Consider the following 14,912-nt stretch of genomic DNA (forward strand, 5'->3'; position numbering starts at 1 on the left):
ATCCCGGAAACCGCTCATAAACCTGCAAAAGTGATCATAAAACTAAAAAAACGCTCATAAACCACATCATCTCTTCGTTCGCCAACAGCTCCCCTGTCCGCCACCGCTTAAATACCCATGCCAAATCTATCAGCGTGCTGAATAGCTTCCCTAATCTGTTTTAGTACACCCGCGGACTGTGGCTCTTCCTGCCGACTTGCCAATACGCTAAATCTACAGCACCAAAAAACACCGGCCGCGGCCGGTGCTCATCATCCCGTTCATTTCGTCATTTTTGCCGCAGCCGAAGCTTCGGCTTTCATCCTGTCGATCTCCTGTGCGCGTTCCTGGCCTCTCGCAGCGAACGTGTCCGGTTTTGGATAACGCTCCGGCTGTTTCAGCGCTTTGCCTTTCCGGACTGCATAGTAGCCGAGTGCCGCTGTGCCGTAGATGCCGCCGATCGATTTGTTGCGTGCCGTTTCGTCGGCACCCTCCGCTTTCCGTTTCGCTGCATCTGTCACGTTCTGCAGCGAAGCTGTCAAATTGCGTGTTGTGTTACCGAGGTCCCCCGCCACTTGGAACAGCGGTGTCAGATTGCCCAATTTCGTATTAACGTCCGCCAATGTGTCGTTGGAATGGCGGATAAGCTGTCCTGTTTCCCCAAGTACTCCGTCCAGCTGTTCAGGCAGCTGATCGAGTGTTTTGTTCACGCCGTCAAGCGTTCCTGCAATCCCTTTCAGGATCCTTGCAATGAAGATTGCAAGGATCAGGAAGGCGACGCCGATCAATAATACGCCCACACCTGCTAAACTCATCATCATCCCTCCAGCATCATCATGTTATTTTGTGACTTTTTCTGCTTTCTTCCAAGTTGTGAACAGGCTCGCCGCCAGTTCACCTGCCTGGATCAGGCCGACGAACGGTTTTGTTCCCGGGAGTCCGGGCTGCTTCCCATATGAAGCAGTCAGATCACTGACGCTCTCAGCCGCCTGTTCGGCAGTGTCACCTGCGTTCTTCACCGTATCCGTCAGGCTTTCCAGTGCATCGAGTTTCATCTGCACATCTGCCGCTGAAGACCTTGCTTCCACGATTGTAAGCTCCAGCTGGCGGATCGTTTCATCACTCTTGCCAACCATCCGTTTCGCTGTATGTCCGACCGTCGATAATAGACCGGAAATCCGATTTAGCACAATACATACGTACACGGCGAACACAGCGAACGCCACGGCTATCAAGAAGACCCCTAAATGGACAAATGTCATGCAATCATCCCTCCTTCTTATTTGTGTATACCACAAAAGTCCATTCAATATGCACCTCAACGACTCAGCGTACAGCTTTTCGATTGAAAAGTGAGCCGATCAGGTGTTTTTTTCCGGGGAACGGGGAAACTGGTACAGAAACGCCAACAGGAGGAGATCATGATGGAAAGAAGTTCATCCACTGACCGGTTCCAGCCGGTCACGTCGAAAAACAGCGGGGAGATTACGGAAGTTCTTCCCGATCTCGCCTATCTCACCGACCAGATCGTCAATCTCGTATTCGTAGGAAATCCTGAGCCCGGCAACCCGTGGGTGCTGGTGGACAGCGGTATGCCAAGATCAGGTAAAACAGTCATCGAAAAAGCGGAGGAGCGCTTTGGCCCGGATCGTCCGCCGGAAGCGATCGTCCTGACACACGGCCATTTCGATCATATCGGCGGCATCATCGATGTTCTCAAAAAATGGCAGGTCCCAGTGTACGCCCATCCAGCCGAACACCCTTATTTAACCGGCCGGGAGCAGTACCCCGATCCGGATATAACAGTGGAAGGCGGTATGCTGGCCAAACTGTCATTCCTCTACCCGACGGATCCGATCGACATTTCGGAGTTCCTCCGTGCCCTGCCGGAAGACGGAAGTGTCCCCCCTCTTCCCGGCTGGCGCTGGATCCATACACCAGGTCATTCGGAAGGCCATATCTCCCTGTTCCGGGATGAAGATCGGGCCCTGATCGCCGGGGATGCGTTTGTGACTGTGCGGCAAGATGAGCTGTATAAGGTTCTCACCCAGGAAAAGGAATTGACGGGCCCGCCCCGTTATTTGACTCCCGATTGGGCGGCAGCCGAAGCATCGGTCCATCTGCTGACAGGTCTGAAGCCGGCCTATGCGATCACCGGGCATGGCGCTGCAGCGGAAGGCAGCTGGCTGACCGAGCACCTCGAACAGCTTGACCGGAATTTCAAGGAACTCGCTGTACCGGATCATGGAAAATATGTGGATGAATCCGACAAACCTGCAGAACAGTAATCCCCTGCTGCACTTCTTTTACGCTATACTAGCAAAAAGGAGTGCTGTTCCATGGAAATCCATGAAAAAGAAGTGGTTGGCGAGCAGGTGGATGAGGAGACGCGCTGCCGGCACTACCATTCGGAAGTCGACCGGATTGCGATCAAATTCTTCTGCTGCCAAACGTATTATCCATGTTATGAATGCCATGGCATGCATGGCTGCGGCCATCCTGCAGTATGGCCGGCTTCCCGGTTCTCGGAGAAGGCCGTTCTTTGCGGCGCCTGCGGATTCGAATTATCGGTTACGGAATATCTATCTTGCGGCTCTGCCTGTCCGGCCTGCAGCGCGCCATTCAACCCAGGCTGCAGCCTACACAAACACCTCTATTTTGACACATCCAAATGAAAGAGCAGACCGTCTTTGTGGTCTGCTCTTTGTCATGTCTGCGGTACAAATCGCAGTTCCGTATGATGCTGATCTGCCTGATCATACGCTTTCTGGAAACCGAGTTTGCGGATGTCTTCCTTCCGTACCTCTTTGTACGGATAGCTCACCTCGAACGGCGCGTCAAACGGAAAACTCTCGACCGCAATCGTCCGATTGTCGAGGAACTGGATCGCCAGCCGATGATCCGGGAGGCCGGGCAGCGATTCAGGTGCAGGAATGCCGTTCACGAAGAATGGGTGCTCCTCACTCTTACGCACGCCGGGTTCATTCACACAGCAGTATAGTGAAAAATTGTCGCCGAGCTGCAGGATTCCATAGTGCTGACGAAAGACTGTTTCATCAAAGTCAGCAAAGGCACTCTCTAGCCTGGCCCGCCTCTTCCTTTCGTACTCCAGAAAGTCATCGGATTGCTCTCCGTCCCCACCGCTCACAAAATGGGAATAGTGTTCACTGCAGAGCATCGCCGAGTAGGCGTCGACCGTTTCGACAGCATCGATGCCCTGCCTGTATAAGACGATCTTGGAGGGAAGAGGGAAATCGGTAAACCGGTAAGGTGCCTGTTTGCTATCATTCCAGAATGGTTCTTTGTCGAAGGGTGACCAGCCGACGTCATGCAGACGGACTGCCGTCAATACGGATGAGCGATCCTCCTCTCCGGGAAACAGCTCCTCTTTCCAGTGACTCATGATCTGCTCGGCCAGCCGGCCATGGCAGTCCTGCTCAACCAGTATGAAACTGTCTTTCCGTTCTCGAACAATCATTTCCTGCACATCCTTTCTGTTGTTCCTTTCCCCAATCGATGACAACGAATCAAAAAACACCTTTCCCGTAAGATAAGTGTACCGTTCAGACAATATGGATCCCATCGGCTTCCAGCATCGCCTGCAGTTCACTGTACTTGGATTGGCTCAATGGTATTTTGTGGCCGTTCGTCAATTCGATTGCATACGAACGGGCGGATGAGTCGGCTTCGATCGAGATGATCTGATGAAGAGGCACGAGGAATGATTGGTGCACCCTGTAAAACTCAAACGGATCAAACATCTGCTCGATCTCTTTCAAGGAGTCTTTTGCCAGAACTTATAGGAACCATCGTAGTATTGAACGCCCCCTATGCTTTGCAAGGTTATTTGTTCCTATCAGCCAACATGGTATATGCCATCTATTCCGGTTATGCCTTCTGGTACCCCGCACGGAACCTCGCAGCACCCACACTGCCAGTCAGCTAAGCACTTTCGCCACTGCGGTATGCCAGGGACTTTCACCCGTTAAAGAAAAGCGCTGCCAAGCACACAAAGCACTTCGTCCGCAACAGGACGAAGTGCTTTGCTTTTACTATAATGGATCATTTGGTACCAGCGGTATCCAGTTTTTCAGTTTCGTCTGCCCCTTGGCTTTTCTTCATGGCATCTTGCGCGGATACAAGCGGTATGGCCCGCAGGAAGATGGCAATCACAGCCCCCGCGACCATTATGCAGGCGGCCACAAAGAATGTTGTCGTCAACGCATCACTGAATACGCCTTTAATCGTGCTGACGAGCTGGGAGGCGACCGGCTGGAGATCAGCCGGCAGACTTGCCTGCAGTTCCTTCAGCTTCGGTGCATCGAGCAGAAGCTGCGGATCCATCAGCTGGCCCAGTTTGCCAGACTGTTCAGACGGCAGGTTTCCCATCCCGCTTTCCTGTCCGGAAAATCGGGCTGTCATCTTCTTCGCCAAGACGGAACTCATGACAGCGCCGAACACACCGATCCCGACCGTATTGCCGAGAGATCTGAACAGCTGGGAGGACGCGGATGCGACACCGAGCTGGCTCAGACTGACGGCATTTTGAACGGTCAGCGAGAAGACCGGCATACTGAGACCCAAACCGATGCCGACTACGCACAGATAGGCAATCATGAGTGCGATCGGGGTGTCGATTGAAACAGAACTCATGGCAAAAATCCCGGCAGCCCCTATGAGCAGTCCTGTGATCGCAAGGCCTTTATACTTACCGGTCTTCGTCATGAAACTGCCGGCAAATGTAGTTGCAAACACCATTGCAATCGACATCGGCATCATGATATACCCGGAGCCGCTTGGTGAAATGCCCTTGACCCCCTGGATGAAGAACGGGGTATAGATCATGATTCCCATCATGCCCGCTCCCAGCAAGAAGCCAGCAATATTGGACATGGTGACAATGTCATTCTTGAACAAGGATAACGGCAGGACGGGCGTCTTCACTTTGCTTTCTGTGATCATGAACGCAATCAGTGCAATGACCGTCAGACCGAACAGACCGATGATCTGCCAGGAGTACCACGCAAATTTCCCGGGTCCCTCACCTGCAAGGCTGAATGCCATCAGCAGGGACACAATGGTGACCGTCAGGAAGAACGAACCGAGATAGTCGATCGATTCCCCTTCCCGACGCGGCACTTTCGGGAACAGTTTCGCTATCAGGACAAATGCGATCAGACCGAGCGGCAGGAAAACCCAGAACACCCAGTGCCAGTCGAGATGGTCGACAATGTAGCCGCCCATCAATGGACCGAGGACACTGGAGATCCCAAAAATCCCGCTCATGGCACCCGTCCACTTCGCCCGCTCCCGCGGCAAATACAGATCTCCGACCGCCGTGAACGCCGTGGACATGATCATCCCGCCGCCGAGACCGGTGATTCCGCGGTAGACGATCAACTGGAAAATATCATTCGACAGACCGGATAAGAACGCACCGACCATGAAGAATCCGATTCCGGCGAGCAAAAATGGTTTCCTTCCATATATATCCGATAATTTACCGACCAGGATGGTCGCAACTGCCATTGTCAGCAAGTAGATGGTGATGACCCACGTGTAGTAATCCATGCCGCCGAGACGGGCGATGATCCGCGGCATGGCTACCCCGATAATCGTCTGATTGATGGCCGAAAAGAACATGGCAGCCATGATGGCCAGCATGATGGTCACTTTTTGTTTGTCCGTTAAATGATTCATTCTTTCATTCTTTCAGTCCTTTCATAGCTGATATGTTGGTTGCGGCCTGTTCGAATACAATCAGCATGACCTCCAGCTGTGCAGCATCCATTCCGGCAAATGCTTCCGCCATTTTTCTGCGACCGGCCAGACGGAGCTGCTGCAGTTCTTTGCGTCCTTTATCCGTGATTTCCAGATAGATGATCCGGCGGTCCTTATCATCACGGATGCGCAAGACATATCCATTCTCGATCAGCTTATCGGAAGCCGCCGTGACGGCCCCGGCCGTCAATCCCAATATTTTTGCAAGTTCGGACATTTTCAGACGGCCTTTCCGCGCCAGTGTGAATACCAGCTGTGATTGCGATCCCGGGAAATGGGAGATGAAGATATCCTTCCAGATCCGTCCCATATCCCGCGTGACATTCCAAAAAAGCTCTTCGAACTTACCGAAGTCCTCTGAATGATCGTTCCCCATTCTATTCCTCCTCGCCCTTAATTGTTCACTCATTTAATAGTTCAATTGTTAAAGTAATTGCCAGTATACTTCTCTGACAGCTTTCCGTCAAGTGCCTGATACGCCTTTTTAATGGATTACCGGCGGACGACACGGTATGATAGGTTCATTGATATCTACAAGAGCAGATGGAAAGAAGGATTTTGACATGAATGAGACGACATTGCAAAAAGACGCGATGCGCGTATTGAAAGAGACGAGCCGCACATTTTACATACCGATCAAACTATTGAAGCCGACCTTGCGCCAGACAGTCGGATCCGCTTACCTATGCATGCGCGCAATCGATGAAATCGAGGACCACGAACAGCTTGATGCTGCAAAGAAAACGGCCCTTCTTCGTGCGACAGCCGAACTGCTGCAGAACGGACTGGACCGGCAGGCGTACATGGAACTGCTGACCGAAGAAAAGGACAGCCTGCCGGAAGTGACACTCCGGCTGGCCGACTGGCTTGACGTCTGTCCACCTGATTTGTACGAGAATGTCCGCAATGTGACCGCAGTCATGGCGGATGGCATGGCCAAATGGGTCGAGAAGGATTTTGTCATCGAGACGAAAGAGGATCTGGACGATTATACGTACTACGTCGCAGGTCTTGTCGGCGTCATGCTGTCCGATATCTGGGAACAGTACGACGGCACGAAGACGGATCGGGACCTTGCAATCGGCTATGGCCGCGGGTTGCAGGCTGTCAATATGCTGCGAAATCAGGAAGAAGATGCAGAACGAGGGGTCCGGTTCCTGCCGGAGGGCTGGACGCGTGATGACCTGTTCGCCTACGCGAAAGAGAACCTTGCAATGGCAGATGAATACATGAAATCGATCCAGACGAAGAACATCATCCTGTTCTGCAAGATCCCGCTCGCGTTGGCAAAGAAGACTCTTGCGGCGATGGAAAAAGGCGAGGACAAGATGAAACGCGATGAAGTGAACGAGACAGTCGACGAAATCCTGAAAGAGACCACCTAAAAAGAGCAGCCGCGGCTGCTCTTTTCCTTTCCTGCAGTTGAAATGGCGACGGCGCTCATAAATCATCTCATTCCGCTCATAAACCTCGGAAAGTGATCATAAATCTGCCGTTCCGCTCTTAAACCGCAGATAATGATCATAAAACCGACAAACTGCTCATAAACCTCTGCAAACGCTCATAACTTCACAATTCCCAGCAGGACTCCATAGCTGTTCCCATACAATATCAAGTCATCGGGACGTATGCCCCTGTCAAACAGGCGGCTTTGACATACCTTATTCTATAGGCAGCTTGAAAGCCGGATGATCTGGATTCGTCATCTGCCTTCAAGCTGGCCGCTCATGGAAAGGAGGCCGATACAATGGGTTACGGTTGGGATTTGTGCGGCTGCGGTCATGGCGGATATATGCCATACCCTGAACAGCCGCATTGCCGCGGGGGATTCGGTCCAGGAAGAGGGTTTGCTCTTCTGGTCGTTCTGTTCATCCTCCTCATCATCATCGGAGCATCCTATGTCCCGAATAATTGCCGGGATCATGGCCATCATCACAAAAAAGACTGCTGATCATAGCAAATCTGCGCCTGTATGCCAGCGAGCATGCAGGCGTATTTTTCAATCACCCCAGTAGTCTCTCACACGATCAGACCGAAGAAACGGGTCGTCAACAGGACAACCCCGATCAGCACCATTAGGGCAGTTTGGACAAAAGTCACTTTGTATTCTGCCGGGTCCTCGGAATACTTTTTCTGCATATACCCCCGAATCGATTCCAAGATGACATTGCTCAAAGTGACGTAAAGGAAATATACGTATAACCAAGTGACCGTCGAGTAATCTGACGCCGCCAGCCAGACCGCCAGGCCGATTAATAGAAAGATGAACACCGCACGCAGCGTCCAGTCGATCCGGCGGTGTCGGTCATTCACTGAATGGGCAACCCATCGAAACGGCGTCTTCACCTTGAACAGCTTGCGGACAAGCCAGATCGTCAAGAAGAAGAACAATAGAATTCCAACTAATATCACCATCAGCTGCTGTACATTCGACATTCCGTTTTCCGCCCCCAATATTGCTCAGGCAACAGCCCTTTTCTTTCCAGCATACCACAACTGGTATAAATGGGTAACTGAAATTTAAAAACCCCATGCTTATGCATGGGGCCGGCTTCTCTTACGTTATTCGACTGTCACACTCTTCGCGAGGTTCCTCGGCTTGTCGACATCACACCCGCGCTGCAGCGAAGCATAATAACTGAGCAGCTGCAGCGGGATGACGGAGGCGAGCGGTGTCAGCAGGTCATGGACATGCGGGATGACAAACCGGTCGTCTTCTTCGCTGTCCCCTTCCATTGAAATGATGCATGCGTTCGCACCGCGTGCAGTCACTTCCTTGACATTGCCGCGCAAGTTAGGATTTACGCTCTTCTGTGTTGCGAGTGCGATGACAGGAGTGCCCTCCTCGATCAGAGCAATCGTTCCGTGTTTCAGTTCCCCTCCGGCAAAGCCCTCTGCCTGGATATAGGAAATTTCTTTCAATTTCAAGGCGCCTTCCAGACTGACGTAATAATCGAGCCCGCGGCCGATGAAGAAGGCATTGCGGCGGTCAGTGAGCAGTTCGGCCGCAAGCGTTTCGATTTCCTGTTTCGCATCGGTCAATGTCTGGATTGCATTTGCCGCAATCGCAAGTTCCTGCTTCAGGTCGAATTCACCTGCAGAGCCGCCGAGCGCAGCGGCTGTGATGGCCAGCACCGCAAGCTGCGCTGTATAGGCTTTCGTTGACGCGACTGCAATCTCAGGACCTGCATGCAGCAGCAGCGTATAATCGGCCTCCCGGGACAATGTGGAGCCCGGTACGTTCGTCATTGTGACAGACGGATATCCGAGTTCCTTCACTTTGACGAGCACTTGCCGGCTGTCTGCAGTTTCGCCTGACTGTGTGATGAACAGGAAGATCGGTTTTTTTGAAAGAAGTGGCATGTTATAACCGAATTCACTGGATATGTGCACTTCGACAGGCAGTCCTGCGAGCTTTTCAAAATACTCCTTGCCGATCAGGCCGGCATGGTAACTTGTTCCGGCTGCAATGATATAGAGACGGTCCGCCTCCTGGAATGCCTGCCGGATGGCTGCGTCGATCCCCAGACTGCCGTCTTCATCAGTATAGACCTCCATGATTTTCCGGATGACCCCGGGCTGCTCATCGATCTCCTTCAGCATATAGTGAGGATATGTGCCCTTCTCAATATCGCTCATATCGAGTTCAGCCGTATACGGCGTGCGCTCGATTACGGTTCCATCAATTGTCTCGATAACAATTTCTTCCTTGCCAAGAAGGACGACTTCCCCGTCGTGCAGCTCGATGAACTGATCCGTCACCTGCAGCATCGCCATTGCATCCGAAGCGACGACGTTGCAGTCTTCTCCGACGCCGATGAGCAGCGGGCTGCGGTTTTTCGCGACGAAGATCAGATCGGGTTCCTTTTCGTCGAGCATGGCAATTGCATACGAGCCATGAAGGAGGGATAACGACTTCCGGAACGCCTCGTCTGTTGTCAGACCTTCTTCCGCAAAGCGCTCAACAAGCTGTACGATGACTTCCGTGTCTGTGTCAGATGCGAAAGGGACGCCTGCCAAATAATCACGTTTCAGCTTGCTGTAATTTTCGATGACCCCATTGTGGACGAGCGTGAAACGACCTGACGCACTTTTATGCGGATGCGAATTCTTCTGATCGGGAATACCATGGGTCGCCCACCGGGTATGACCGATACCGGTCTTCGAATCGATCGTCAGGTCCGCAGCTTTCCGGAGATCGGCAATCCGCCCTTTCTCTTTGTACTGCATGAGACCCTCTGCTGTCTGGAATGCAAGGCCTGCCGAATCATATCCCCGGTACTCCAATTTCTCAAGACCGTTCAATAAAATATCCGCTGCCTGTTTCTTTCCGTTATAACCTACAATTCCGCACATATCGTTTCCTCCGCTTCAGCGGACAGGCATACAGAACGTCTGCCGAACTAAGAATCACTTTAGCAGTCCGGCAGGTTTGTTGCCGGGCCGTTGGTTGTAATAGGCTGCCTGCTCATCTCCTTTGTCACACAGGTCGCCCTGTGCTTTTTAAAGATGGCATGACAATCGGGCAGCATCGATCGGGAGGCATCCGCCGAATGTTCGATGAACCTCCGCCTCGTCTGCCGGAAAGTGCGGAGTGATTTTTCCGGCTCTGGCGCTTCAATTGGTTTCCGGGTTTTACGTGCTCCCTGTGCTCCTTCCTGCACGGACTGCATTTGCAGCCAACAACTATCATAGCGAATCGCATTTTCCGCTGTCAACTGACGGATCGTTCAGAAAACAGAAAAAAACTGCCGCAAAGGCCTGTATCGACAGACCTCCGGACAGTTTTCAAGCGGCTCAGTATGCGAGACTGAACAGCCCTTTGATATGTGAAAGGTAACGTACATTACTTGCTTCTTTCATAAGAGATGCCGGCATCCCTTTGAGGGATGTATTGTTTCCGCCGACAGACGCGACAGCATCTTTACGGCCGAGGCTTGCAAGTGTTCCCGAGTTGACCGGATTGAACACTTCCATCTGCTTGCCTGCAAGCATTGCATACAAGTTGTATCCGACCAATTCACCCATCTGCCATGCGTTCTGCGCAGTCGGTGCGTATGGACGTGCGCCTTCTTCAGCAGGGAATGCCACAGCTGCATCACCGACAACGAAGACATCCTTGTGTGATTTCGACTGCAGGAATTCGTTCACTGTTGCACGGCCGCGGTCGACTTCAATCCCCGACTCGCCAACCAGCGGATTTCCAGTGACGCCGCCTGTCCAGACGAATGTGTTCGCTTTGATGATCCGTCCGTCTTTCAAGGAGATCTCGTTGCCTTCCACGTTGGTGACAGGAAGACCGATCAGGAATTCGACACCGCGTTTTGAAAGGCTTTCCGTCGCGCGTTCGATCAGAGGATCCGGCAGCACAGGAAGGATTTTTGGTCCTGCTTCCACCAGCATGATTTTCAAATCATCCGGGTTGACGCCGTTCTCACGTGCCACTTTCGGCATGTGGTCGACGATTTCACCGACAAGTTCGACGCCTGTCAGTCCGCCTCCGCCGATCAGGATCGTCGCATCCGCTTCATCGTGCGAGACAGCGTATGCTTTGATGCGGTCTACGATATGAGCATAGATGGCATTCGCTTCACTTGCCGATTTCAGGACCATGCTGTTCTCTTCAAGGCCCGGGATGCCGAAGTATGCTGTTTTACTGCCGAGGGCTACGACAAGTGCATCGTAGGAAAGTGTATCACCATTCGCAAGATTCACTTTCTTCGTGTTCACATCGAAATTCTCGATCGTTTCGATGAGCAGCTGGACGCCTTTGCCTGCAAGAAGTTTCTCAAGCGGCAGTGCAACCGCTCCTTCGCTGATTGTGCCGCCAGCCAAACGGTGGAGTTCTGTAATGATCTGGTGAGTCGGAGTCTGGTTGATGAGCGTGATGGCTGCATCACTTTCTGACAAGAAGTTGCGGGCGTTCAGCGCTGCCAAAAGACCGCCATAACCTGCTCCTAGAATAACGATTTGCTTGGTCATTGTCTAATCTCCTTCTACAATAATTTAGGTTGTGATCACTTTGTGCGGTTGCGCTGTCCTGCAACTTCGAGGTATGCATTCAAAAAACGGAAAATGCGCTGGGCTTCCGGATCTTTGATCATTTTCATGAGACCGAACAGACCGATGGTTTCCGTATTCTGAGCAGCAAGGTCTTTTGCTTCGATAACGGTTGCAGCCAAGTTCTTTGCAGAGTCTTTCACTGGTGCAGCGATCTCTTTCATGAACTCAGCTGTATCGTTTTTAAGTACGTCATCTGTTGCGACTGCTTTCGCAACATCGTATGATTTCGTCATCAGGTCAACCAGCTCTGTCAGCTGTGGAAGTTTTTCCACAAGAGTTGTCAATGATTCCTGTACTTCCGGCTTCAGCAGCTGGTCCAAAATGTCTTGTTTCTGTTCTGACGGCAGTTTTGTGCCTTCAGCAGCAGTGTTCGCTGCTTCTTCAGGATTGAGCGGCGTAGTCATGTGCAAATCCCCTTTTCAGTATGATGTGTATTTGTCCTGAGGTAGTAAGAATATGCATGGCAAAACTGACGTTCCGTTCACTCGGCACATTCTCCTATTCAGATTACCATCCGATACTATACTCCTAATGGAACTTTTCTTCAAGTGTTTAGTTTGGTATTTAACTAATATGCGCCATTCAGATGAAACCCTTTTCATTTAACTCCAAATTAAAATCCTGTATACTGAATAGGGAGGATTGCTGAGCAACCCATCACACCAACGGAGGTATGATTCACCTATGAAAAAGTTAGCAGCTGTTTTTTTGGCGCTCACACTCATCTTTTCGCCGATCGGATCCTATGTTTTCCAGGATCAGTCGCCGACTGCGGATGCGCGGGGCTACAAATCCGGCAAGAGAGGTTTCACACCAAACCAGAACAACTTCAATAAACCTGCAGTTGACAAAAAGAAAGACCAAACCTCATTTACGAAAGACAAAAGTGCCCAGACTGCTAAACCCAAATCTGGCGGTCTCATGAAAGGTCTCATGGTCGGCGGCCTGGCAGGACTCCTGTTCGGCAGCCTTTTCGCTAACATGGGCATTCTCGGCTCCCTGCTCGGCCTGCTGATCAACGTGTTCGCGATCATTGCGATCATCGGTATCATCCGTATGGTCTTCACGCATTTCAAGAAAAAGAAATCCCGTGAGGATGATATGCGGCGATGGCAGAACTGATGATCGAAGAGCAGGATATCATCAACGCAATCTGTTTGTACCAGGCCGACCGTCAGAACATCGCACCTGAATCGGTGGAAGTCGAGCTATGCTACGATGACGACGAAGGTTTTTTTGCAAATGTCTATGTAAACCGGATGGAAATCCATATGAATACATTCGAGATGACGCAGGCACTGAGGATGTGGATTGAGCAGCAGCTCCATCAGGATCCATATGCTGCAGGGATAAAACTTATACTGGATGATGAACTCGGCATTGTCGCTGCGCTTCTCTGATCAAAAAGGACAGCTCCGTTTTCACCGGCCGCTGTCCTTTTGCTATTAGTTGATAACGCCGCAGGCAACCCGATCGCCTGAATCCCCGGATGGCTGTGATTCGCCATCATCCTCACCGGCGTGGATGACCAGAGCGGTCCCCCCGTCTTTCAGAAGAGAATCTTTCTTGCCGTCTTGCAGCGTCACGAGTTTCGTTGTGAACTCATCATCCACTGTGCCGTCATCACCGACTTCCAGATTCGGCAGATCACCAGCATGCGGTCCGCCTTCCGTGTCAAGCCCATGCTCTTTGTCTGCAGGATTGAAATGGCCGCCTGCCGATTTGAAATCAGGCGCTTCGCACACTCCTGTTTCATGGAAATGAATACCGTGCTTACCCGGTGACAGGCCTTCCGCTTCCACATGGACTTTCACGCCTTCCTTCGTCTCCGACAATTCTGCAGTCCCGGTCGTCTTGCCGTCAGTATCTTTCAGATCGACGAGCACAGAGTACGGTTTCACTTCATTCGTATTTTCAGTACCGGTTGTTGTATCATCGGATGCAGTCTCGTCCGCAGGTGCACTGCTGTCTTCTTTGTCTGCACTGCATGCCCCAAGTGCAAGCATCAGCAGGAACGCCGGAAAGATCGCTGTTTTCTTCAATATGAATTCCTCCCTATATAGTCCTCCATACTCTCTTACACATACCGGTCCCTTCTAAACATTCCGCTGAACGGCAAAGCCGTCCTGCAGCGTATAGTGGATACGCTGCGGACGGCTTTTTGGAGTGTGTTACACCTGTTCCGTTTTTTTATAAGTTGTCAAGAAAGACGGACGGGCAAAAATATTCGGTTTCTTGTCGATTCCTTCTTCAGTGCCTCGTTTTTTATGGGCATGCGCGTACGCATCGGACGTCTGCCAGTCCTTGAAAGCCTGTTCGTCTTTCCAGATTGTCAGGACCACATACGTATCGCTGTCAAGCGGACGCAGCACCCGGATTGCGCCGAACCCTTCGGTGTCTTCGATTCTCCGTGCACGACCCATGAACCGCTCCTCGAACAGCTCCTGGCCTTCCGCAGTCACCGGAATGTTGTTAAATACCGCGAATGCTCCGTCTGTCAGCGTTCCGGCAGTATCAAGGACGGTGTAGGAATCCGCGTCCGCAAAACTTGCGGATGCTTCATTCTCCTGGATAAGGACCGCTTCGTTGCCTTGTTCCATCAAGACGATTTCGTCGTCTGCGAGACCATTCAAAATAGCTTTCAAGGCTGCGGGATCTCCGTATGTTACATGTAAATTCATCTTCAATCTCCTGTCTGATTATAGAATGGCACGAGTGCCGGAATGGGAAAAGCAGCAGACCGAGTCCGCCGGTGTTCCTATGCTTCTATCAGTGCCATGCGTGCCGTTTGCGGTCTTTTCGCACAGCTGCTGCAGACCCGGCTGCCAGTACAATGATGGTGATGGCTCCGAGGATCAGACCATCCGAGAAGTAGTTCGATAAACCGCCTGCTGCCAGTACAGCCGACAATACACCGCAAAGTACTGCTGCTACGATAACTTTTTTCATCGCACTCACCTTTCCCGCCCATCCGCCATCATGAATGCCGCATGGCTGGTATGTATTCATTGAGATTGTTTCTCATTCTCATTGTAATGGATGTATCAGCGATGCGCAACCGCTGGTGTGTTTGATAGGAAAAAAGAATA

Annotated in this window: 19 protein-coding genes; 6 read left to right on the top strand and 13 right to left on the bottom strand. The window is 51.6% G+C overall.

The window, feature by feature from the left end:
- Positions 1 to 260 precede the first annotated feature (260 nt).
- Both QWT68_RS05065 and QWT68_RS05070 read right to left on the bottom strand, forming a co-directional pair.
- A complete protein-coding gene (locus tag QWT68_RS05065; protein ID WP_082023321.1) occupies positions 261 to 794 on the bottom strand; it encodes a DUF948 domain-containing protein in 534 nt (177 codons plus the stop codon).
- Positions 795 to 818: 24 nt separating this feature from the next.
- Positions 819 to 1,241 carry a DUF948 domain-containing protein gene (locus QWT68_RS05070; protein WP_040286516.1) on the bottom strand — a complete coding sequence of 141 codons (423 nt, stop codon included), beginning with the start codon at positions 1,239 to 1,241 and terminating at the stop codon, positions 819 to 821.
- A 162-nt stretch (positions 1,242 to 1,403) separates the two neighbouring features.
- Here QWT68_RS05070 and QWT68_RS05075 point away from each other — a divergent pair, with 162 nt between their 5' ends.
- Complete coding sequence (locus tag QWT68_RS05075) at positions 1,404 to 2,267, top strand: MBL fold metallo-hydrolase (protein WP_040286517.1); 864 nt, start codon at positions 1,404 to 1,406, stop codon at positions 2,265 to 2,267.
- A 51-nt stretch (positions 2,268 to 2,318) separates the two neighbouring features.
- Positions 2,319 to 2,654, top strand: a complete 336-nt coding sequence (locus QWT68_RS05080) for a CHY zinc finger protein (RefSeq protein WP_290149988.1) — start codon at positions 2,319 to 2,321, stop codon at positions 2,652 to 2,654.
- A gap of 32 nt (positions 2,655 to 2,686) precedes the next feature.
- Here the strand turns inward: QWT68_RS05080 and QWT68_RS05085 are convergent, their stop codons facing one another.
- From QWT68_RS05085 to QWT68_RS05100, 4 genes are all read right to left on the bottom strand, one after another.
- Entirely contained in the window at positions 2,687 to 3,457 is a 771-nt protein-coding gene (locus tag QWT68_RS05085) for a DUF3891 family protein (protein WP_290149990.1), read from the bottom strand.
- Between the two features lie 85 nt (positions 3,458 to 3,542).
- On the bottom strand, positions 3,543 to 3,758 hold the full coding sequence (locus QWT68_RS05090; protein WP_290149993.1) for a LytTR family DNA-binding domain-containing protein: 216 nt from the start codon (positions 3,756 to 3,758) through the stop codon (positions 3,543 to 3,545).
- A 283-nt stretch (positions 3,759 to 4,041) separates the two neighbouring features.
- Positions 4,042 to 5,679, bottom strand: coding sequence for an MDR family MFS transporter (locus QWT68_RS05095; RefSeq protein WP_290149995.1), 1,638 nt, complete (start codon positions 5,677 to 5,679; stop codon positions 4,042 to 4,044).
- Positions 5,680 to 5,683: 4 nt separating this feature from the next.
- A complete protein-coding gene (locus QWT68_RS05100; protein ID WP_052461769.1) occupies positions 5,684 to 6,136 on the bottom strand; it encodes a MarR family winged helix-turn-helix transcriptional regulator in 453 nt (150 codons plus the stop codon).
- Positions 6,137 to 6,323: 187 nt separating this feature from the next.
- Here QWT68_RS05100 and QWT68_RS05105 point away from each other — a divergent pair, with 187 nt between their 5' ends.
- Both QWT68_RS05105 and QWT68_RS05110 read left to right on the top strand, forming a co-directional pair.
- Positions 6,324 to 7,145, top strand: a complete 822-nt coding sequence (locus tag QWT68_RS05105; RefSeq protein ID WP_290149996.1) for a squalene/phytoene synthase family protein — start codon at positions 6,324 to 6,326, stop codon at positions 7,143 to 7,145.
- Positions 7,146 to 7,507: 362 nt separating this feature from the next.
- Complete coding sequence (locus QWT68_RS05110; protein ID WP_082023324.1) at positions 7,508 to 7,711, top strand: YjcZ family sporulation protein; 204 nt, start codon at positions 7,508 to 7,510, stop codon at positions 7,709 to 7,711.
- 68 nt (positions 7,712 to 7,779) lie between these two features.
- Here QWT68_RS05110 and QWT68_RS05115 read toward each other — a convergent pair whose 3' ends face one another.
- From QWT68_RS05115 to QWT68_RS05130, 4 genes are all read right to left on the bottom strand, one after another.
- On the bottom strand, positions 7,780 to 8,196 hold the full coding sequence (locus QWT68_RS05115; RefSeq protein ID WP_040286523.1) for a DUF4181 domain-containing protein: 417 nt from the start codon (positions 8,194 to 8,196) through the stop codon (positions 7,780 to 7,782).
- 126 nt (positions 8,197 to 8,322) lie between these two features.
- Positions 8,323 to 10,116, bottom strand: a complete 1,794-nt coding sequence (gene glmS / locus QWT68_RS05120; protein ID WP_290149999.1) for a glutamine--fructose-6-phosphate transaminase (isomerizing) — start codon at positions 10,114 to 10,116, stop codon at positions 8,323 to 8,325.
- Positions 10,117 to 10,557: 441 nt separating this feature from the next.
- Positions 10,558 to 11,742, bottom strand: coding sequence for an NAD(P)/FAD-dependent oxidoreductase (locus QWT68_RS05125; protein ID WP_290150001.1), 1,185 nt, complete (start codon positions 11,740 to 11,742; stop codon positions 10,558 to 10,560).
- Positions 11,743 to 11,777: 35 nt separating this feature from the next.
- Positions 11,778 to 12,227 (bottom strand): DUF1641 domain-containing protein, encoded by a 450-nt coding sequence (locus tag QWT68_RS05130; protein WP_082023325.1) that lies wholly within the window; start codon positions 12,225 to 12,227, stop codon positions 11,778 to 11,780.
- A gap of 280 nt (positions 12,228 to 12,507) precedes the next feature.
- Between QWT68_RS05130 and QWT68_RS05135 the strand changes: the two genes are divergently transcribed.
- Complete coding sequence (locus tag QWT68_RS05135; protein ID WP_040286526.1) at positions 12,508 to 12,945, top strand: hypothetical protein; 438 nt, start codon at positions 12,508 to 12,510, stop codon at positions 12,943 to 12,945.
- Entirely contained in the window at positions 12,933 to 13,223 is a 291-nt protein-coding gene (locus QWT68_RS05140) for a DUF2653 family protein (RefSeq protein WP_290150003.1), read from the top strand. The genes QWT68_RS05135 and QWT68_RS05140 overlap by 13 nt, the downstream gene beginning before the upstream one ends.
- 45 nt (positions 13,224 to 13,268) lie before the next feature.
- Here QWT68_RS05140 and QWT68_RS05145 read toward each other — a convergent pair whose 3' ends face one another.
- The 3 genes from QWT68_RS05145 to QWT68_RS05155 form a co-directional block, all read right to left on the bottom strand.
- The gene (locus tag QWT68_RS05145) at positions 13,269 to 13,865 is read right to left on the bottom strand and encodes a superoxide dismutase family protein (protein WP_040286528.1); all 597 of its coding nucleotides are present in this window, start codon (positions 13,863 to 13,865) and stop codon (positions 13,269 to 13,271) included.
- Positions 13,866 to 13,994: 129 nt separating this feature from the next.
- On the bottom strand, positions 13,995 to 14,504 hold the full coding sequence (locus QWT68_RS05150; RefSeq protein WP_040286529.1) for an antibiotic biosynthesis monooxygenase family protein: 510 nt from the start codon (positions 14,502 to 14,504) through the stop codon (positions 13,995 to 13,997).
- 88 nt (positions 14,505 to 14,592) lie between these two features.
- Positions 14,593 to 14,772: a hypothetical protein gene (locus QWT68_RS05155; protein WP_144036083.1), complete on the bottom strand. Its 180-nt coding sequence runs from the start codon at positions 14,770 to 14,772 to the stop codon at positions 14,593 to 14,595.
- Positions 14,773 to 14,912: the final 140 nt, after the last annotated feature.

It is taken from the genome of Sporosarcina trichiuri (assembly GCF_030406775.1).
GTDB classification, from domain to species: Bacteria; Bacillota; Bacilli; order Bacillales_A; family Planococcaceae; genus Sporosarcina; species Sporosarcina trichiuri.